This is a genomic window from Streptomyces sp. NPDC087428 (genome assembly GCF_044744085.1).
Classification (GTDB): Bacteria; Actinomycetota; Actinomycetes; order Streptomycetales; family Streptomycetaceae; genus Streptomyces.
Window position 1 is genome coordinate 414286 of the sequence record NZ_JBIUXR010000008.1, and the last position, 21520, is coordinate 435805.

A 21520-nucleotide genomic window follows, 5' to 3' on the forward strand; every position below is an offset into this window, starting at 1 on the left:
AGCGGCCGGTCACTGGCGGCTCTTCGCTCCCGCGGCGGACTGTCGCCGGTCTCCCGCGCCGGGAGCGGGACCGGGCGATTACCGGTGGATGAGAAGCCGTCGGAAAACCCGGAGGTACGTTGAAGAATGCGGGCCCGCCGTCGCCGTACCTCCGGCGAGGGACGGGACCTGTGTCTCGCAGAACAGAGCCTCGCGAAATGCGCCTTGCGAAACAGTGCGACAAACCCGAAACGGATCGGAGAATACGGAATGAATTCCGCGCCCGCCGGCCTCGGCCCCGCGATCTGCCCGCCCGCGCACGACGAGGTGACCCCGTCGGTGCTGCGCTCCGTGGTGTCGCGCTTCGCGACCGGAGTCACGGTCATCACCGTGGGCGGACCGGAGCCGCACGCCATGACGGCCAACGCCTTCAGCTCGGTGTCCCTGGAACCGCCGTCGGTGCTCTGCAGCGTGGGGCACGGTGCGGTGATGCACGGCGCCCTGACCTCGGCCGGGCGGTTCGCCGTCAACATACTCGGCGACGACCAGGAGAAGCTCGCCCGGCACTTCGCCGACAAGGACCGCACCCTGGGCGCCGCCCAGTTCGAGGGCGTCCCCTGGTCCCCGGGGGCCCGGACCGGTGCCCCGCTGCTGGGCGGCTCGCTCGCCTGGCTGGAATGCGAGCTGACGGCCGCGCACGCCTTCGGCGACCACACGGTCTTCATCGGCACGGTGGTGGGCGCGGGCCGGTTCACCGAGGGCCGCGGACTGCTCTTCGTCGACGGCCGGTTCGCCAGGCCGGAGACCGACGCCGCCTGAGAACCCGGCGGCGGACCGGAGGCCGGGAAGGCGCCACGTTTCCGCCGGTCAGCCGTCGGCCTTTCCATGAACCGTTGATGACCGGGCCGTTACCGCCTGATTGCATGACCGTGAACGGTTCCTTCTCCGTCCCTGTTCTCATGAGCCGTCAATATTCACGACGTTTCTCGGAACGGAGTCTTCCATGGCGGACAAAGACCTTTCACCGGTGACGGTCATCGGGCTCGGGCTGATGGGCCGGGCGCTCGCCGCCGAATTCCTGAAAGGGGGGCACCCGACCACGGTGTGGAACCGGTCGGCCGACAAGGCGGCCGACCTGGTGTCCCGGGGGGCGGTGCTCGCGGCGACCCCGGCCGACGCCGTGACGGCCGCGGACCTGGTCGTCGTCTGCGTGTCGGACAACAACGCGCTGCACGCCGTACTGGACCCGGTGACCGACCAACTGCGCGGCCGAGTCGTGGCCAACCTGACGTCCGGATCGTCGGACCAGGCACGGGCCGACGCGGCGTGGGCCGAGGGACTGGGCTTCAGCTACCTGGACGGTGCCGTCATGACGGTGCCGGCCCTCGTCGGCGAGGAGCACTCGGTGTTCTTCTACGCCGGTCCCCAGGAGGCCTACGACAAGCACAGCGCCGCACTGAGGCTGCTGGGCGGCGGTACCACCCACCTCGGCGAGAACCACGTCCTGGCCTCGCTGTACGACGTGTCGCTGCTCGGCGTGATGTGGGGAACGCTCAACAGCTTCCTGCAAGGTGTCGCCCTGCTGTCCACCGCCGGCGTCAGGGCGGAGGAGTTCCTGCCCTGGGCGGCCAGGTGGATCGACGTCGTGAAGGTGTTCGCCACGGACTACGCCGGCCAGATCGACGCCGGAGACGGGGAGTACCCCGCCAGGGACGCCACGATGGAGGTGCACTTCGGCGCGCTCAAGCACCTGCTGCACGAGAGCGAGGCACAGGGTGTCAACGCCGAACTGCCGCGCTTCGTCCACGGGCTGATGGAGCGCACACTCGCCGACGGCTTCGACCGGAACAGCTACGCCGCGATGATCGAGCTGTTCCGTACCCCCGGGAAGTAGACAGCCCCACGCGTCACGGGCCCGACCGCGGGGAGGCGGTGCGGGCCCGTCGTGCCGTCCGGGAGAACCGCGGCGGGCCGGAGCCCGGGACGCCGACGGCGCCCCGGGCTCGTGGGGGGCCGCCGCACCGGCCCCGTTCGTACCGGCCCGGGAGAGGACTCCGAGCCGGGGGATCAGAGGAAGTACGTCCCCGGCTCCAGGCCCATCAGCACCCGGCCCTGCACCTCCAGGTTGGCGCCGAGCTGCGTCAGGGCGTGCAGGGAGAAGCCCTGGATATCGCGGTGGAAACGCTGCAGGTCCACATCGGTGCGGATGACCGAGCCACCGCTGGCCGCGTACAGCAGCTCGACGGCCTCCTTGCACACCTGGTCCGCGTAGGCGGTCTGGCCGCGGATGACGGCCTTCTCCCGGTCGGTGGGCTGCTCGCCGGCGTCGGCCCGCCGCTGCAGCACCTCCTGCCAGTGCTCGGAGAGCGCTCGGGCGGACTCGATCTTGTTGGCGGCGAGGGCCACCTGCTGCTGGGTGACCGGGTGCTGTCGCTGGTCGGTCCAGTCCGTGTAGGTGATGCCACGCCCCGGCACCCGCTCCAGGAACAGCTCGTACGCGCCCTCGGCGATGCCGATGAGGGTCGCGGAGACCGTGGACAGGATGTAACCGAGCAGACCGTAGTTTCGGCCCGTGGCACCGGTGTTGGACCGGTCGCCAGTCGCGCTGACCATCGCCTCCTCCAGCGGCACCGTACGGTGCGCCGGCACGAACAGGTCCGTGGCCTTCACGGTGCAACTCGCCGTCCCCGCCCCCGACGAGACATGCCAGTCGTCGACCACGGTGAGCTCGCCGGTCGGCACCAGCGCGACCAGCTCCTGGTGGGAGCCGTCCGGCAGCTCCACCTCGGCGGTCAGCAGATCCCAGTCGGCGCCCCGGACACCGGAGTTGTAGCGCCAGGTGCCGTCCAGGCGGTAGCCGCCGTCCACCGGCTTCAGGGTGCCGGTCGGCGCGAAGACGATCGACACCCGGGTGGAGCCGCCGGAGAAGACCTCCTCCTGGGCCCGGTCGGGGTAGAGACTGACGCACCAGGCGCTGGTCAGCCACACCATGGTGAGCCAGCCGGTCGACGGGCAGCCGCGGGCGACCTCGGAGACGACCCGCGCCTGCTGGGCCACGTTCAGGTCGAGTCCCCCGAACCGCTCCGGGACCGCGGAGCGGAACACCCCGGCCTTCTCCAGGAGCTGGATGTTCTCCTCGACGATCCAGCGCCGCTGCTCGCTCTCCTGCCCGTTGCGGCGCAGGACCGGCACCGTGGCGCGTACCCCGTCGAGAACGGAGGCGAATTCTTCTTCGGTGGTCATGGTTCTTCTCCTCGTCGCACGGGATCGGAGCTCTGCCGTTTCACGTTATGGGGTGCGCTTCCCGCACCGGGAAATCCCCGGCCTCTCTCGGGTAATCGCGGGCCGCCGCGGTAAGCGGGATTCGGCGGGCGGAATGACCCGGTGGTGACCACGCGATGACCGGCGGATGGGCGGGCGGTTCCCGGCGGGCCGGGAAAGGCGGAAGCGGGCTGGCAGGATCAGCGAAATGACACACGGATGGGACGACCTCGTTTCGGCCGCCGCGCAGGACGGCGCTGCCCTTCTGGAGAAATGTGCCGGGGACTGGTCACTGCCCGCGGGCGAACTGACCTGGAGCAGCCTGGAGACGGTCGATCACCTCGCCCAGGCGGTCGTCGGCTACGCCGCCCTGCTCGTGGCCCGGCCCACCGACCGGTACATCGCGTTGCGCCTCGCGATGGACCCGTCCGCGCCCGCGGACCAGATCGCGGAGAGCGTTCGCGTCGGCGGCACCCTGCTCGCCCAGACCCTGCGTGTCACGGACTCCGAGGCCCGTGCCTTCCACCCCTGGGGCACGGGGGACGCCGCCGCGTTCGCCGCGGCCGCCGTCCTCGAACTGCTCGTCCACAGCCGCGACATCGCCCAGGGCTTCGGTATCGAGGCGAGCCTCGACGACGAGCTGTGCGCACCGGTCGTCGAGCGGCTCTTCCCCGCGGCACCGGCCGGCCACCGTCCCTCGGACACGCTCCTGTGGTGCGCCGGCCGTACGGCGCTGCCCGGCCTGCCCCGCCGGACGGACTGGCGCTGGTACGGCGACGTCCGCTGACCGGAAAGCCCCCGGCACGGCGGTGCCCCCCTGGACCGGTTCGTCCAGGGGGGCACTCGTGCACGGTCGGGAGGTGGCTACTCGGCCGCCACCAGACCGGTGGCGGCCACCGGGCGGTCGATCGCCATCAGCCAGCGGCCGTCGTCGCCGCGGCGCAGGACGTCCGTGCAGACGCCCTCCAGGTGCACGGGTTCGCCGTCCTTACCGGTGGTGTCGATGCTGTACTCGACGCCGATCAGGGCCACGTCCCCGGCGACGTGGGCGTGCGTGACCTCCGCCTTGAGCGACGGCTTGGCAGCCAGGAACTCCTTGAAGAACGCCAGCCGCGCGGCGCCGGTGAGCGGTTCGCCGGAGAAGTTGGAGACGGAGTTCTCGCGGTACAGGCTGTTGAATATCGCGCCGTCACCGCTGTTGAACGCCTGCAGGAAGATCTCGTTCTGGGTGTCGGTGTCGCTGGTGAGATCCGGGTTCTCGGGGTCGAAGTCGGTGCTGAAGTCGTAGGCCATGGTGACCGGCCCGCCTCTCTGTGAAGGTGACTGGAACGGGAAGGGACGTGCGGTTGTTCCTGCTCGGGTTCGTCGGCCGGGAGGCTTCCGCGACTCCGGGCCGAGCGGCTGCCCGGCCGCGTGCAGGCCCGACTCGACCGCGCCGTCGAGGAAGTCCGGCCATCCGTTGGCCAGGTCACCGCTCGCGAACGCGACCCGGCCGCAGGCCGCGAGGGCCTCCGGGCAGAGCGAGGTGAGCCGGCAGGGCTTGCGGAGGCCCCAGCCCCCGCGCGCGTACGAGGCCTTGCCCCGGTCGTGCGCTGCTTCCTCGCCCGCGCCGGTGCCGTCGGTGAGGGCCGGAGCGGCCGCGAACGCGGGCGCGGTGACCGGTGAGGCAGCTCCCGCGGCCTTGAGTGCGGTGCGGCGCGAAGGGCGTCGCGGCGCCGACTCCAGGTCAGTGGTGCCGTGTATGTGTTTCCTGTCTTCCACGGGATGACCGAGGGACAGGGCAAGGCGTGGAGGCCGGGGCGGAAGGCCTGGGGGCTGGGCGCCGACGCTACTTCTGCCCGTACGGGTCGTCGACGGCGTACCGCCAGACACCGTCGGTGCCCAGCCGCAGGACGTCGACGCCGATGCCCGTCAGCCGCTCCGGCCGGCCCTCGTCGTCGACGGTCTCGATCACCCAGTCGACGATCAGCAGGGCGGTGTCGTCGGCGACGAACGCGTCCCGGGTCGACGTACTGATCTTCGGACTGCGGGCCAGGAACTCCCGCTGGGCGTCCCGCCGCGCCTGCCCGGTCAGCGGGACACCGGGCTCCCAGACGGCCACGGCGTCGTCCGTGTAGAAGGCGTCCATGGCTTCGAAGTCGCCGGCGTTGAACGCCTCGACATATTGTGCGTTGTGCTTTTTCAGATTCTCCAGCTGAGACATAGGAAGAGTCGACCTGCCTTTTCGGTAGTCGGCGTTCCGGGCCTTGAACGATCGGCATCCGGGATATCCGTAACGAAGCTAGGCGGTGACGTTCCGCAGGTCGTCCATCGGTCGGTAATTCACCGGTCATGCGCGCTTCCGTCCACCCCGGAGATGAACCCGATTACCCGTTCGAGGTCGATTGCTGAAGACCGGAAGAGAGGCCCCTGCCTACGATCGAATGGATTTGCGGCCCTGACTCGGGATTTTCGTACGTGTTGAACAATTCAGCTGGAAAGGCAGTCGAGCGCGATGACGAATCAGCACCGGATCGAATTTCCTGCGACGCGTGGAGACGAAGCGGAGGCGATCGCAGTCGTCGGGCTGTCGTGCCGACTGCCCGGTGCCGACGGGCCCGAGATGTTCTGGGAGCTCCTGCGCACCGGAGCGAGCGCCGTCACGGACGTCCCGGAGGACCGCTGGCGGTCCGCGACCGGCGAACCGGCCCCCGAGGACACCGTGCCCGGAATGCGGCGTGGCGGCTTCCTCGACCGCGTCGACACCTTCGACGCCGCCTTCTTCGGCATCGCCCCCCGTGAGGCCGTCGCCATGGACCCGCAGCAGCGGCTCGTCCTGGAACTCGCCTGGGAGGCACTCGAACACGCCGGCATCGTGCCCGCGACGCTGCACGGCACCCGCACAGCGGTCTTCGTCGGCACCCTGCGCGACGACTACGCCGCCCTCCTGTACCAGCACGGGGCCCGTGCCGTCACCCAGCACACCATGGCCGGCATCAACCGCGGTGTCATCGCCAACCGGGTCTCCTACCACCTCGGCCTGAACGGCCCCAGCCTCACCGTGGACTCGGCACAGTCGTCCTCGCTCGTCGCCGTCCACCTCGCCTGCGAATCCCTGCGCGCCGGAGAGTCCGACGCGGCGCTCGTCGCCGGCGTCAACCTCAACATCCTCGCCGAGGGCGCGGTGACCGAGGAACGGTTCGGCGGCCTGTCCCCGGACGGCACCGCCTACACGTTCGACGCACGCGCCAACGGGTTCGTCCGCGGCGAGGGCGGCGCCGCCGTCGTCCTCAAGCCACTGTCCCGCGCCCTCGACGACGGCGACACGGTCCTCGCCGTCATCCGCGGCAGCGCCGTCAACAACGACGGTGCCACCCCCGGCTTGACCGTCCCCGGCCAGGCCGCCCAGGAGCGGGTGCTCCGCGAGGCGTACGAGCGGGCCGGCGTCGACCCGGCCCAGGTGCAGTACGTCGAACTCCACGGCACGGGAACCCCGGTCGGTGACCCGATCGAGGCCGCGGCGCTCGGCGCGGTGCTCGGCGCGGACCGGGCCGGCGGACCTGCGCTGCGGGTGGGCTCGGCGAAGACCAACGTCGGCCATCTCGAGGGCGCGGCGGGCATCACCGGCCTCGTCAAGACCGTGCTCGCGGTCAGCCGTCGCCGCCTGGTGCCGAGCCTGAACTTCGAGACACCCAACCCGGCCGTCCCGCTCGCCGCCCTCGGCCTTCAGGTGCAGCGCGAGGCGACGGACTGGCCGGAACCGGAACGGCAGCTGATCGCGGGCGTGTCCTCGTTCGGCATGGGCGGAACCAACGCCCACGTGGTGCTGGAGGAGGGCCCGCGCCGTCCGGACCTGGCCGCTGTCGCGGATGCCGGTGACGCGGAGCCGACGGCGGGGGACGGCTCCGCGGCCGGTCTGCTGCCCTGGGTGGTGTCCGCCCGAGACGAGAACGCCCTTCGCGACCAGGCGGCCCGCCTGCGTGACGCCCTCGGTAGTGATCCGGCACCCGACCCGGTCGACGCGGGCCGGTCGCTCGCCGCGACCCGCACCGTCTTCGCCCACCGCGCCGTCGTCCTCGCCGACGACCGCGACGGCATGGCCGCCGGACTCGACGCGCTGGCCGCGGGCCGCACCCGCACGCATGTCGTCAGCGGAACCGCCCGCCCCGGCCGCACGGCCCTGCTGTTCACCGGCCAGGGAGCGCAACGCCTGGGCATGGGCCGCGAACTGCGCACCGCCTTCCCGGCGTTCGGCGCCGCCCTCGACGAGGTGTACGCGGCCCTGGACCCGTTCCTGGACCGGCCGCTCGCCGAGGTGATCGACACCGGCGCGGGCCTGGACGACACCGGGTACACCCAGCCCGCCCTGTTCGCCGTCGAGGTCGCCCTCCATCGGCTGGTGGCGTCCTGGGGAGTGCGCGCCGACCTCGTCGCCGGTCACTCCATCGGCGAGATCGCCGCCGCACACGTCGCGGGCGTGCTCTCGCTGCCCGACGCGGCCCGTCTGGTCACCGCACGCGGCCGGCTGATGCAGGCGCTGCCGACCGGCGGAGCCATGGTCGCCGTACAGGCCGCAGAGGACGAGGTGCTGCCCCTGATCGAGGGCGGGGAGACCGTCGCGATCGCGGCCGTCAACGGGCCCCGCTCCGTGGTGCTGTCCGGCGCGGAGGACGAGGTCACCCGGATCGCGGACCGCCTCGCCGCCGACGGCCGCCGCATCAGGCGGCTGGCCGTCTCGCACGCCTTCCACTCCCCGCTGATGGCGCCGATGCTGGACGACTTCCGACACGTCGTCGCGGACCTGACCTTCCACGAGCCCCTGATCCCCGCCGTGTCGACCGTGACCGGCGAACCGGTCGAGGCCGGCCTGTGGACATCACCCGACTACTGGGTCGAGCAAGTGCGCCACCCGGTGCGGTTCCTGGACGCCGTACGCACCCTGGAGGCCGAGGGCGCCACCACCCTGCTGGAACTCGGCCCCGACACGGTCTGCGCGACGATGGCCGCCGATTGCGTGCGTGACACCGACACCACCGCGCCGCTCGCCGCCCTGCGCGCGGGACGCCCGGAGGCGCGCACACTGCTCGCCGCCCTCGCCGCCGCCTTCGTCCGTGGCACGGACGTCGACTGGGCAGCCGTCCACGCACAGGCCGACGGGCGCCGCGTGACCCTGCCCACCTACCCCTTCCAGCGGGAGCGCTACTGGATCGACGGCACGGCCCGCGCCGCGGCGCTCGTGGAGCCCGCCCCACAGGCCGCTCCCCGCCCTCCGCTGCCGGGGACCGCGACCGGCGCCGACACCACCGCTGCGGTCCTCGACCGCATCGCGGCCGTCCTCGAGTATCCGGAGGGACGCCGGGTCGAGACGCACAGCACATTCAAGGACTTGGGTTTCGACTCGCTGATGTCGGTCGAGCTGCGCAACGCACTGTCCGCCGCCACCGGCCTGAAGCTTCCCGGCGGCCTGTTGTTCGACCACCCGACCCCGGCCGCCCTGACCGAGCACCTGAACACCCTGCTCGGCGGAGCCGGGACGGAGGACGACGCCCTCGCGTCCCACGCCGTACCGGACGAGCCGATAGCGATCGTGGGCATGGCGTGCCGCTATCCGGGCGGGGTCTCCTCGCCCGAGGACCTGTGGCGCCTGGTGGCCGAGGGGACGGACGCCGTCTCGCGGTTCCCCGACGACCGTGGCTGGGACGCCGCCCTCTACGACCCCGACACCTCCGCGAGCGGCCACAGCGCCGTCCGCGACGGAGGGTTCCTGCACGACGCAGCCCTCTTCGACAACGACTTCTTCGGGATCTCGCCGCGCGAGGCGCTGGCCATGGACCCGCAGCAGCGCCTGCTGCTGGAGACCGCCTGGGAAGCCGTCGAACGGGCCGGCTTCGACGCGGCAGCCCTCAAGGGCACACGCACCGGCGTCTTCGTCGGCGCCACCGCGCTGGAGTACGGGCCCCGCATGCACGAGGCGCCCGACACGGTCGAGGGCCACCTGCTGACCGGCACCACGCCGAGCGTGCTCTCCGGCCGCATCGCCTACCACCTGGGCCTGATCGGCCCGGCCGTCACGGTGGACACGGCCTGCTCGTCCTCGCTGGTCGCCCTGGACCTGGCCGTCCGCTCGCTGCGCTCCGGTGAGACGACCCTCGCCCTGGCGGGCGGCGCGACGGTGATGTCCTCACCCGGCATGTTCGTGGAGTTCTCGCGGCAGCGGGGGCTGGCGCCCGATGGCCGGTCGAAGTCGTTCGCGGCGGGTGCGGATGGCACGGGGTGGTCGGAGGGTGTGGGGTTGTTGTTGGTGGAGCGGTTGTCGGATGCGCGGCGTAACGGGCATCGGGTTTTGGCGGTGGTGCGGGGGAGTGCGGTGAATCAGGACGGTGCGAGCAATGGTCTGACGGCTCCGCACGGTCCGTCGCAGGAGCGGGTGGTGCGTGGGGCGTTGGCGGATGCGGGGTTGTCGCCGGGTGAGGTGGATGTGGTGGAGGCGCACGGTACGGGGACGCGTTTGGGTGATCCGATCGAGGCGCAGGCGCTGCTGGCCACGTATGGGCAGGACCGTGAACGGCCTTTGTTTCTTGGGTCGTTGAAGTCGAATATTGGTCATGCGCAGGCGGCTGCGGGTGTGGGTGGTGTGATCAAGATGGTGGAGGCGATGCGGCACGGGGTGATGCCGAGGACGTTGCACGTGGATGAGCCGACGCCGATGGTCGACTGGTCCAGTGGGTCCGTCGAGCTGCTGACGGAGGCGCGGGAGTGGCCGTCCACGGGCCGGCCGCGCCGGGCGGGTGTGTCCTCGTTCGGAATCAGCGGCACCAACGCCCACGTCGTCCTCGAAGAACCCGAACCCACACCCGCGACCGCACCCCGCCCCGGAAGCGAACTGCCCGCTGCCACAGGCCCATGGCTCCTCTCCGCTCACAGCCCGGAGGCCCTCGCCGCCCAGGCCGCACGGCTGCGCGGCTTCGCGGGCGAAGCGGACGTGCCGCCCGCCGACATCGGCTGGTCCCTGGCCGTCACCCGGACGGCGCTGCCCGAGCGGGCCGTGGTGAGCGGCGGGACGACCGAAGCCCTGCTCGCCGCACTCGCGGCCCTCGCCACCGGGGAGCAGGCGCCCGAGGTGCGTACCGGAAGCGCCGCCGGGGCCGGTCGGACGGCGTTCCTGTTCACCGGCCAGGGTGCCCAGCACCTCGGCATGGGCCGGGAACTGTACGAGACCTCCCCGGTCTTCGCCGACGCACTCGACGAGGTCTGTGCCGCATTCGACCCGCACCTCGAACACCCCCTGCGGGAGGTGATGTTCGCCGCCGAGGGCAGCCCGGAGGCCGAGCTGCTGCACCGGACCGCGTACACCCAGCCCGCGCTGTTCGCGGTGGAAACGGCCCTGTTCCGGCTCGCCGGGCACCATGGCCTGGTGCCCGACCTGATGGCCGGCCACTCGATCGGAGAGATCTCCGCCGCGCACGCGGCCGGCGTGCTGAGTCTGCCCGACGCGGCCCGGCTGGTCGCCGCGCGCGGCCGGCTGATGCAGTCCGCGCGGGCCGGCGGAGCCATGGTCGCGATCGAGGCCGAGGAGGCCGAACTCGGCGCCGACCTGGAGGCGTTGAGCGGTCGGCTCGCGCTGGCGGCCGTCAACGGGCCGTCCTCCGTCGTGGTCTCCGGTGACGAGGACGCCGCCGAGGAGCTCGCCGAACGCTGGCGTGCCCGAGGGCGCCGGACCCGCGCCCTCCAGGTCAGCCACGCCTTCCACTCGCCGCACATGGACGACGTCCTCGACGAGTTCCGCGCGGTCGCACAGAGCCTCACCCTCCACGCGCCGCGGATTCCGATCGTCTCGACCGTGACGGGCGAGCTCGCCACCCCCGAGCAGCTCACCGCGCCGGGCTACTGGGCGGACCAGATCCGCAGGCCGGTCCGGTTCCTGGACGCCCTGCGCGCCCTCGTCCGGCAGGGTGCCACCGTCTTCGTCGAAGCCGGCCCCGACGCGGTGCTGACCTCGCTGACCCGTACGGCGCTCGGCGACACCGCTGCGGCCGTCCCCCTCATGCGGTCGGGCCACCCCGAGCCGGGCACCCTCATCGCCGGGCTGACGTCCGCGTGGCTCCACGGAGCCCCACTGGACGGCGGCACCCTGCACCCGGACGGACGACGCGTCGACCTGCCGACGTACGCGTTCCGGCGCACCCCCTACTGGCTCGCGCCGCAGGCTCCCACCGACGCGCGCGGCCTCGGCCTCGACCCGGCCGGACATCCGCTGCTGCACACCGCGGTCGACCTCGCCGGACGGGACGACCTGCTGTTCACCGGGCGCTTCTCCACCGACACCCACCCCTGGCTGGCCGACCACGCCATCGGCGGCACCGTGCTCGTGCCCGCCACCGCGTTCCTCGAACTTGCCCTGGCCGCAGGCAGCCGCGCCGGAACGGACCGGGTCGACGAACTGACCCTGGAAGCACCGCTGGTGCTGCCCGAGCGCACGGCGGTCCGCGTCCAGGTCGCCGTCGCCGCACCGGAGCCGTCCGGCACACGCGGCTTCACGATCCACGCCCGCCCCGACGACGGGGCCGCCGAAGCCGAGCCGTGGACCCGCCACGCGTCCGGCATCCTCGCCACGGCCGACGACGCGGGCACCCCGCCCGCCACGACGCGCGAATGGCCCCCCGCCGAGGCGGTCGCACAGCCGCTGGACGGGGTGTACGACCGCCTGGCCACCCTCGGATACGGGTACGGCCCGGTGTTCCAGGGGCTGACCGCGCTGTGGCGGTCCGGCGACGAGCTGTACGCCGAGGTCGCCCTCCCCGCCGACCAGCACCCGGCGGCCGAACGGTTCGGCCTGCACCCCGCGCTCGCCGACGCGCTCCTGCACCCCCTGGTGCTGCACGCCGCGGGCGCCGACGGGGCGGCCGACGGCATCAGGCTGCCGTTCGCCTGGACCGGCACCCGACTCCACGCGACCGGTGCCACCTCGCTGCGCGTCCATATCGCCCCGGCCGGGACCGACACCTACACCCTGACCGCGGTCGACCCGGCCGGCGCGGCCGTGGTGTCCGTGGAGGCCCTCGCCCTGCGGCCCGTCACGGCCGACCGGCTCTCCGCGTCCGCCGTCCGTCGTACGGACGACCTGTACGACGTGGAGTGGCCGCCGGTCACGGCACCCGAGCACACCGAGCCCGGGGTGCGGAGCGTCGCGGAGGTCACGGGACCCGAACTGCCGCAGGCGGACGTCCTCCTGGCCCGCGCGGAACACCTCGCCGCGAGTGGCCCCGACCCGCGTGATGAGCTGCCCGGCGCCGCGCGCGGGTCGGCCACCGCCTTCCTGGGTCTGCTCCAGCGGTTCCTGGGCGACACCCGCCTTGACGGCTCACGGCTCCTTCTCGTCAGCCGGGGCGCGGTCGCCACCGCTCCTGGCGAGGACGTGACGGCCCTGGACGCCGCGCCCCTATGGGGGCTGGCGCGTACGGCGCAGTCCGAGCATCCGGGCCGGATCGTGCTCCTCGACACCGACACGGTGCTCGGCCACGACGACCCGCGGGTGGCCGCCGCACTCGACTCCGGCGAGCCGCAACTCGCCCTGCGTGAAGAAGTGTTGCGCGCGCCGCGGCTGGCCCGTGCCGCCGGTGGCGGCCCGGCCCAGGCGTGGGGCGACGGCGTCGTCCTGATCACCGGTGGCACCGGTGGTCTCGGCGCCCTCTTCGCCCGGCATCTGGTGCGTGTGCACGGGGTGCGGGAGTTGGTGCTGGTGAGTCGGCGGGGTGCGGATGCGCCCGGTGTGGCGGAGTTGGTGGCTGAGCTGACTGAGCTGGGTGCGGTGTCGGTGGTCGTGGAGGCGTGTGATGTCGCTGACCGGGGGCAGTTGGCGGAGCTGGTGGGCCGGGTGGGTGGGGGTCTGTCGGGTGTGGTGCACACGGCGGGTGTGCTGGACGACGCGACGATTGAGGGGTTGTCGGGTGAGCGGCTGGAGGCCGTTCTGCGTCCCAAGGTGGACGCGGCCTGGCACCTGCACGAGCTGACTCGTGATCTCGGGCTGAGCGCCTTCGTCCTCTTCTCCTCGGTCGCGGGTCTGCTCGGTACGGCGGGGCAGGCCAACTACGCGGCCGGGAACACCTTCCTGGACGCGCTCGCCGCGCACCGCCGCGCCCACGGCCTGCCCGCACTCTCCCTGGCCTGGGGCCTGTGGGACCCCACGCACGGCATGGGCGGCACCCTCGGCGAGACCGACCTGGCCCGCTGGACCCGGACGGGCATCCGTCCGCTGTCCCCGGAGCGCGGCCTCGCACTCTTCGACGCCGCGTCCGGTGAACACGCCCTGCGCGTCCCGGCCGCCTTCGACCCGGCCCTCCTGAACACGGCCGGAGCCGAGCCCGCGGCACTGCTGCGCGGACTCGTCCGCACCCGTCCCCGGCGCACCGCGGCCACCGCGGTCACCGCCGCGTCGTCCGGCGGCGACTGGGCCGCACGGACGGCCGCGCTCCCCGAGGAGCGGCGCCGCGAGACCGTCCTCGACCTGGTGCGGAGCACCGTCGCGGGTGTCCTCGGGCGCATCGACCCCCAACGCCTCGATCCCAAGCGGGCGTTCAAGGAGATCGGCTTCGACTCGCTCGCGGGGGTGGAACTGCGCAACCGCCTGAACACCGCCACCGGGCTGCGGCTGCCCGCCACGGTCGTCTTCGACCACCCCTCGCCCCAAGGAGTCGCGGACCTGGTGCTGTCCCGGCTCGTCCCCACCACGGTCACGGCCGGCACCGGCGGGCCGACGACCCGGGCCGCCGACGACGAGCCGATAGCGATCGTGGGCATGGCGTGCCGCTATCCGGGCGGGGTCTCCTCGCCCGAGGACCTGTGGCGCCTGGTGGCCGAGGGAACGGACGCGGTCAGCGGATTCCCCGAGAACCGTGGCTGGGACCTGGACGCCCTGTACGACCCCGACCCGGAACGCACCGGTACCTCCTACGTCCGGCACGGCGGGTTCCTGCACGAGGCCGACCGCTTCGACCGTGAGTTCTTCGGGATCTCGCCGCGCGAGGCGACCGCGATGGACCCCCAGCACCGGCTGCTGCTGGAGACCGCGTGGGAGAGCTTCGAGAGCGCCGCGATCGACCCGACCGGGCTGCGCGGCTCGAAGACAGGGGTGTTCGTCGGCGCCATGTACGACGACTACGTCTCGCGGCTGGCCGCGAGCCCCGAAGAGTACGAGGGCTTCCTGCTCGCCGGCAACCTCTCCAGCGTGGTGTCGGGCCGGCTGTCGTACACCTACGGCTTCGAGGGCCCGGCCATCACGGTGGACACGGCCTGCTCGTCGTCCCTGGTCGCGCTGCATCTGGCGGCGAACGCCCTGCGCAACGGTGAGTGCGACCTCGCCCTCGCCGGCGGGGTCACGGTCATGGCCGGACCCCACGTCTTCATCGAGTTCTCGCGGCAGCGGGGGCTGGCGCCCGATGGCCGGTCGAAGTCGTTCGCGGCGGGTGCGGACGGTACGGGGTGGTCGGAGGGTGTGGGGTTGTTGTTGGTGGAGCGGTTGTCGGATGCGCGGCGTAACGGGCATCGGGTTTTGGCGGTGGTGCGGGGGAGTGCGGTGAATCAGGACGGTGCGAGCAATGGTCTGACGGCTCCGCACGGTCCGTCGCAGGAGCGGGTGGTGCGTGAGGCGCTGGCAGCCGCGGGCCTGTCGCCGGACGAGGTGGATGTGGTGGAGGCGCACGGCACGGGCACTCGCCTGGGTGATCCGATCGAGGCGCAGGCGCTGCTGGCCACGTATGGGCAGGGGCGTGAACGACCTTTGTTCCTGGGGTCGTTGAAGTCGAATATCGGTCATGCGCAGGCGGCTGCGGGTGTGGGTGGTGTGATCAAGATGGTGGAGGCGATGCGGCACGGGGTGATGCCGAGGACGTTGCACGTGGATGAGCCGACGCCGATGGTCGACTGGTCCAGTGGGTCCGTCGAGCTGCTGACGGAGGCACGGGAGTGGCCGTCCACGGGCCGTCCGCGCCGGGCAGGTGTGTCCTCGTTCGGAATCAGCGGCACCAACGCCCACGTCATCATCGAAGAACCCGAACCCGAACCCGCACCCCGGCCGGATCCCTCCCGGCCGGCCGGGCCGACGTCCGGTGCCGCGCCCTGGCTCCTGTCCGCCCGCACCGAGCCCGCCCTCGCGGCGCAGGCCGGACGGCTGCTCGCCCATCTGACCGCGCACCCTCAGGCGGACCTCGCGGACATCGGCCACTCCCTGGTCACCACGCGGGCACTGCACGACCGGCGGGCGGTCGTCGTGGCCGGTGACCGCGCCGAACTCCTCGACGGGCTCGGCACACTGGCCCGCGGCGAGAACGCCGCAACGGTGCTGCGGGCCGCCCCAGCAGCGCGCGGAAAGACGGCGTTCCTGCTGACAGGACAGGGCTCGCAGCGACTGGGCATGGGCCGGGAGCTGTACGAGACCTCCTCGGTCTTCGCCGACGCACTCGACGACGTCTGCGCTCACCTGGACCGCGAACTGGTCCGGCCGCTGAAGTCGGTGCTGTTCGCCCCCGAGGACTCCGCCGACTCGGCGCTGATCGACCAGACGGCATTCACCCAGGCCGCGCTGTTCGCCGTGGAGACCGCCCTCTTCCGGCTCGCAGAGCACCACGGCCTCACCCCGGACTATCTGCTCGGCCACTCCGTGGGCGAGGTCACCGCCGCCCACCTCTCGGGTGTCCTGGACCTGCCGGAGGCCGCCGTCCTGGTGGTCGAACGAGGCCGGCTGATGCAGGCCGCCCGGGAGGGCGGGGCCATGGCGGCGATCGAGGCGGTGGAGGACGAGGTGCGCACCGCGCTCGTACCGTACTGCGGCCGGGTGGACGTCGCCGCGGTCAACTCCCCACGTTCCACAGTGATCTCCGGCGACGCCGACGCCGTCGAGGAGATCGCGGACCTCTTCAAGCGGCAGGGCGCCCGGACCGGGCGGCTGCCGGTCAGTCACGCCTTCCACTCGCCGCACATGGAGGAGATCCTCGACGAGTTCCGCGCCGTCGCCGCCGGACTGACCTACCGGGCGCCCCGCATCCCGGTCGTCTCCAACCTCACCGGCGACATCGCCACACCGCAGGAACTGGCCTCGCCCGACTACTGGACGCGGCACATCCGTGGGGCGGTCCGCTTCCTGGACGGCGTACGCCTGCTGGAGGGCCGTGGTGTCACCGAGTGGCTGGAGCTGGGGCCGGACGGGGTGCTGACCGCGCTGGTCCAGCAGTCGCTGACCGGAGAGGCCGGCGCCGTCGCCGCCACCCTGCGCCGCGGCCGCCCAGAGCCGCGGACGTTCGTCTCGGCGCTCGGCCTGCTCGCCGCCCACGGGGCCCGGCCCCGCTGGGAGACCGTCTTCCCAGGCGCCCGGCGCACCGCGCTGCCCACCTACGCCTTCCAGCGGCAGCGCTACTGGCTGGACGCACCCGTCACCGTGGGCGACGCGGCCGGGTTCGGCCTGTCCGCCGCCGGCCATCCGCTGCTCGGCGCCGGGCTGCCCCTCGCCGCCCGCGACGAGCACGTCTTCACGGGGCGCCTCTCGCTGCACACCCACCCCTGGCTGGCCGACCACGCCGTGGCCGGCACCGTGCTCGTGCCCGGCACCGGCCTGCTGGAAATGGCCCTGGCCGCCGGAGAACGCACCGGCTCGCCCGCGGTCGGCGAACTGACCCTCGCCGCACCACTGACCGTGCCGGGCCGCGGCGCCCGTCAGCTCCAGCTGACCGTGGGCACACCGGACGCCGCCGGAGCGCGACCCCTGCGGATCCACTCCCGTCCCGATGACGACCCGGCCGAGGACGGGTGGACGCTCCACGCCCACGGCACACTGCACGCCGAGGACGGGACCCCGGACGCCGAAGCGGATCTCACGGCCTGGCCGCCGCCGGGCGCCACCGAGACCGACCTGAACGGCGCGTACGACCGACTGGCCGCCCAGGACTACGTCTACGGGCCAGGCTTCCGCAATCTGCGCAGGCTGTGGACCGAGGGCGACGCGTTGTACGCGGACGTGGCGCTGGACGCCGGCCAACAGCCCCTCGCCGAACGGTTCTTGATCCACCCGGCCCTCCTGGACGCCGCGCTGCACACGCTGCTGCCCGGTGTCGCCCAGGAGACCGGCGACCCGTTGCTGCCCTTCTCGTGGTCCGGCGTCTCCGTACGCGCCACCGGCGCCTCTGCCCTGCGCGTACGGCTCACCCGCACCGGCACCGAAGCCGGGTCCCCGGTCGTCGCGGTGACCGTCGCCGACGAGCAGGGCACGACGCTCGCCTCGGTACGGGAGCTGGCCCTGCGCCCCATGCGGGCCGGAGCCCTGGACGGTGGCCCGGCGCGGTCCGACGGGCTCCTCCGGATCGACTGGACGCCGCTGGACGGCACCGGAACGGTCGGTGCGGCCGACGGCTGGGCGGTGCTCGGGGCCGGGGGAGCGGACGCCCTCGGCCTGCGGCCCGGGGTCACCTCGTACGCGGACCCCGCCGCCCTGGTCCTGGCACTGGACGCGGGGGCGCCGGTGCCGACCGTGCTGATCCTGCCGTACCTCGCCGAACCGGGTTCCGACGCGGCTGTGGCCGAGGACGCCCGGACCGCGGCCCGAGCCGCCCTGGCGGACGTCCAGGCCTGGCTGTCCGACGACCGGCTCGCCGGCACCCGGCTCGTCGCCGTGACCCGCCACGCCGTCGCCACCGCGCCGGACGAGGACGTCACCGACCTGGTGCACGCGCCGCTGTGGGGTCTGCTGCGCTCGGCCCGGTCCGAGCACCCGGGACGCGTCCAGCTCGTCGACACCGACGACCCCGGACGGCTCTCCACCACCCTGACCGGGGTCGTGGAGAGCGGGGAACCGCAGGTCGCGGTCCGCGGCGACGGGCTCCTCGTACCGCGGCTGGCCCGGATCCGGCCGGCCGCGGATGAACCGGCGGCCCCGGTATGGGGCGACGGCGCGATCCTCATCACCGGCGCCACCGGAACGCTGGGAGCCGTCCTCGCCCGGCATCTGGTGCGTGTGCACGGGGTGCGGGAGTTGGTGCTGGTGAGTCGGCGGGGTGCGGATGCGCCCGGTGTGGCGGAGTTGGTGGCTGAGCTGACTGAGCTGGGTGCGGTGTCGGTGGTCGTGGAGGCGTGTGATGTCGCTGACCGGGGGCAGTTGGCGGAGCTGGTGGGCCGGGTGGGTGGGGGTCTGTCGGGTGTGGTGCACACGGCGGGTGTGCTGGACGACGCGACGATTGAGGGGTTGTCGGGTGAGCGGCTGGAGGCCGTTCTGCGTCCCAAGGTGGACGCGGCCTGGCACCTGCACGAGCTGACTCGTGATCTCGGCCTGAGCGCCTTCGTCCTCTATTCCTCGGTCGCGGGTCTGCTCGGTACGGCGGGGCAGGCCAACTACGCGGCCGGGAACACCTTCCTGGACGCGCTCGCCGCACACCGCCGCGCCCACGACCTGCCCGCACTCTCCCTGGCCTGGGGCCTGTGGGACCAGTCCAGCACCATCACCGGGCACCTCGCCGACACCGACCTGCGCCGTCTCACCCGCTCCGGGCTGCTGCCGCTGGCCACCGACGACGCGATGGCCCTGTTCGACGCCGCACCCACCGCCGGCGACAGCACCCTCGCCGTCACCCGGCTCGACGTCCGCGCCCTGCGCGGCCGGACCGGTGAACAGGTTCCGGCGGTGCTGCGCGGCCTCGTCAGGACCCCGGCCAGGAAACCCCGGGCGGTCTCCGGCACCGGGCCGGACAGCGGCCCGACGCTGGCCGAACGGCTCGCGCCGCTGTCCGCCACCGAGCGGGACCGGCTGCTCACGGACCTGGTGCGGGACCGGGCGGCCGCCGTACTCGGCCACACCGACGCGACGGCGATCGACGCCGACCGGCCCGTGCAGGAACTGGGCTTCGACTCGCTGACCGCCGTGGAACTGCGCAACCAGCTCGGCCTGGAGACCGGGCTGCGGCTGCCCACCACCCTCGTCTTCGACCAGCCGACCCCCAAGGCCATCGCCGCGTACCTCACCGGGCAGCTCGTCGTCGAGGAGCCCACGCCCGACGCGGCCGTGCTCACCGAACTGTCCCGGCTGCGGGCCGTCGTCGCGGCCGCCGCCGCGGACCCGGACGCCCACGGCCGGATCAGCGCTCAGCTGCGCGAACTTCTCGTCGCGGCCGACGCGGCGGCCGGCGCCATCGGTGACCCCGAGGACGACGACCTGGAGTCGGCGACGGACGAGGAACTCTTCGCCTTCGTGGACGAGCGGGACTGAGCAGGTCCAGGGCCCGGCACCCCAATCGATCCGAACACACCAACTTATAACGGGAGTTGACGCAACATGGCGGGCGAGGAAGAACTCCGCGGCTATCTCAAGAAGGCCGTCGCCGATGTCCGGGAGGCACGTCGGCAGCTGCGGGAGGTGGAGGAAAGGCGCCACGAGCCGATAGCGATCGTGGGCATGGCGTGCCGCTATCCGGGCGGTGTCCGCTCGCCCGAGGACCTGTGGCGCCTGGTCGCCGAGGGGACGGACGCGGTCAGTGGTTTCCCCGAGAACCGTGGCTGGGACCTGGACGCCCTGTACGACCCCGACCCCGACCGCACCGGCACGTCGTACGCCAGGGAGGGAGGGTTCCTGCACGAGGCCGACCGGTTCGACCCGGAGTTCTTCGGCATCTCGCACCGGGAGGCCGCCGCGATCGACCCTCAGCAGCGGCTGCTGCTGGAGACCGCGTGGGAGAGCTTCGAGAGCGCCGCGATCGACCCCACCGCCCTCCGTGGCTCCCGCACCGGTGTGTTCACCGGGCTGATGTACAGCGACTACGGCTCGCGCCCCCATCTGCCGCCCGAGGATGTCGAGGGATATCTGTTCAGTGGCAGTGCTGGCAGCATCGCCGCCGGCCGGCTGTCGTACACCTACGGCTTCGAGGGCCCGGCCGTCGCCGTGGACACCGCCTGCTCGTCCTCCCTGGTGGCACTGCATCTGGCGGCGAACGCCCTGCGCAACGGCGAGTGCGACCTCGCCCTCGCCGGCGGGGCGACGGTGATGTCCACACCCGTGGCGTTCGTCGAGTTCTCCCGCTTACGGGGCCTCGCCCCCGACGGCCGTATCAAGTCGTTCGCGGCGGGTGCGGACGGTACGGGGTGGTCGGAGGGTGTGGGGTTGTTGTTGGTGGAGCGGTTGTCGGATGCGCGGCGTAACGGGCATCGGGTTTTGGCGGTGGTGCGGGGGAGTGCGGTGAATCAGGACGGTGCGAGTAATGGTCTGACGGCTCCGCACGGTCCGTCGCAGGAGCGGGTGGTGCGTGGGGCGTTGGCGGATGCGGGGTTGTCGCCGGGTGAGGTGGATGTGGTGGAGGCGCACGGTACGGGGACGCGTTTGGGTGATCCGATCGAGGCGCAGGCGCTGCTGGCCACGTATGGGCAGGGGCGTGAACGACCTTTGTTCCTGGGGTCGTTGAAGTCGAATATCGGTCATGCGCAGGCGGCTGCGGGTGTGGGTGGTGTGATCAAGATGGTGGAGGCGATGCGGCACGGGGTGATGCCGAGGACGTTGCACGTGGACGAGCCGACGCCGATGGTCGACTGGTCCAGTGGGTCCGTCGAGCTGCTGACGGAGGCACGGGAGTGGCCGTCCACGGGCCGGCCGCGCCGGGCGGGTGTGTCCTCGTTCGGATTCGGCGGCACCAACGCCCACGTCATCGTGGAGGAGGCCCCGGCGGAGAGCCCCGCGGAGCCGACGGCCGGGACGCCCTCCGTGCCCGTGCCGGCACTGCCCTGGCTGCTGTCCGGCCGTACGCCCCGGGCCGTCGCGGCCCAGGCGGAGCGGCTGCTCGCCCACGTCGGGCAGGACCCCGGCCTGAAACCGCTGGACGTCGCCTACACCCTCGCCACCGGCCGCGCCGCGCTCGGCCACCGTGCGGTGGCCGTCGGAACGGGCCGCGAGGCGCTGCTCGAAGCACTGCGCGACCCCGGCCTCCACACCTCTTCGGGGGTGGGTGGTGGTGTGGGGTTGGTGTTTTCGGGTCAGGGTTCGCAGTGGGTGGGGATGGGTCGTGAGCTGGCGGTGGGGTTTCCGGTGTTCGGGCGGGTGTTGGACGAGGTGTGTGGTGTGTTGGATCCGTTGTTGGGTGGGTCGTTGCGTGAGGTGATGTTTGGGGTGGGTGGTGGGGGGCGGTTGGATCGGACGGGGTGGACGCAGCCGGCGTTGTTTGCGTTTGAGGTGGCGTTGTTCGGGCTGGTTGGGTCGTGGGGTGTTGTTCCGGCGTGGGTGGCGGGGCATTCGGTGGGTGAGTTGGTGGCTGCGTATGTGTCGGGGGTGTTGTCGTTGGAG

At 72.6% G+C, this 21520-nt stretch carries 8 protein-coding genes; 5 read left to right on the forward strand and 3 right to left on the reverse strand.

Translation table 11 applies throughout. The features are described from left to right. The first annotated feature begins 249 nt into the window (after positions 1 to 249). Complete coding sequence (locus ACIO3R_RS19700; RefSeq protein ID WP_385029135.1) at positions 250 to 798, forward strand: flavin reductase family protein; 549 nt, start codon at positions 250 to 252, stop codon at positions 796 to 798. A 184-nt stretch (positions 799 to 982) separates the two neighbouring features. Continuing rightward, on the forward strand, positions 983 to 1873 hold the full coding sequence (locus ACIO3R_RS19705; protein WP_402107127.1) for an NAD(P)-dependent oxidoreductase: 891 nt from the start codon (positions 983 to 985) through the stop codon (positions 1871 to 1873). Positions 1874 to 2046: 173 nt separating this feature from the next. Here the strand turns inward: ACIO3R_RS19705 and ACIO3R_RS19710 are convergent, their stop codons facing one another. Beyond that, positions 2047 to 3222: an acyl-CoA dehydrogenase family protein gene (locus tag ACIO3R_RS19710; RefSeq protein ID WP_402107130.1), complete on the reverse strand. Its 1176-nt coding sequence runs from the start codon at positions 3220 to 3222 to the stop codon at positions 2047 to 2049. Between the two features lie 226 nt (positions 3223 to 3448). Between ACIO3R_RS19710 and ACIO3R_RS19715 the strand changes: the two genes are divergently transcribed. Next, positions 3449 to 4027 (forward strand): hypothetical protein, encoded by a 579-nt coding sequence (locus tag ACIO3R_RS19715; protein WP_402107133.1) that lies wholly within the window; start codon positions 3449 to 3451, stop codon positions 4025 to 4027. 77 nt (positions 4028 to 4104) lie between these two features. Here the strand turns inward: ACIO3R_RS19715 and ACIO3R_RS19720 are convergent, their stop codons facing one another. Together ACIO3R_RS19720 and ACIO3R_RS19725 are read right to left on the reverse strand one after the other, a co-directional pair. Further along, the gene (locus ACIO3R_RS19720) at positions 4105 to 5001 is read right to left on the reverse strand and encodes a DUF4440 domain-containing protein (RefSeq protein ID WP_402107136.1); all 897 of its coding nucleotides are present in this window, start codon (positions 4999 to 5001) and stop codon (positions 4105 to 4107) included. A gap of 67 nt (positions 5002 to 5068) precedes the next feature. Then, positions 5069 to 5443 (reverse strand): nuclear transport factor 2 family protein, encoded by a 375-nt coding sequence (locus ACIO3R_RS19725; protein WP_363020705.1) that lies wholly within the window; start codon positions 5441 to 5443, stop codon positions 5069 to 5071. A gap of 291 nt (positions 5444 to 5734) precedes the next feature. On the opposite strand from ACIO3R_RS19725, the gene ACIO3R_RS19730 reads away from it, so the two are divergent. Next, on the forward strand, positions 5735 to 19462 hold the full coding sequence (locus ACIO3R_RS19730) for a type I polyketide synthase (RefSeq protein WP_402107139.1): 13728 nt from the start codon (positions 5735 to 5737) through the stop codon (positions 19460 to 19462). A gap of 66 nt (positions 19463 to 19528) precedes the next feature. Beyond that, positions 19529 to 21520: type I polyketide synthase (locus ACIO3R_RS19735; RefSeq protein WP_402107142.1), on the forward strand; the 1992-nt coding region annotated here is incomplete at its 3' end.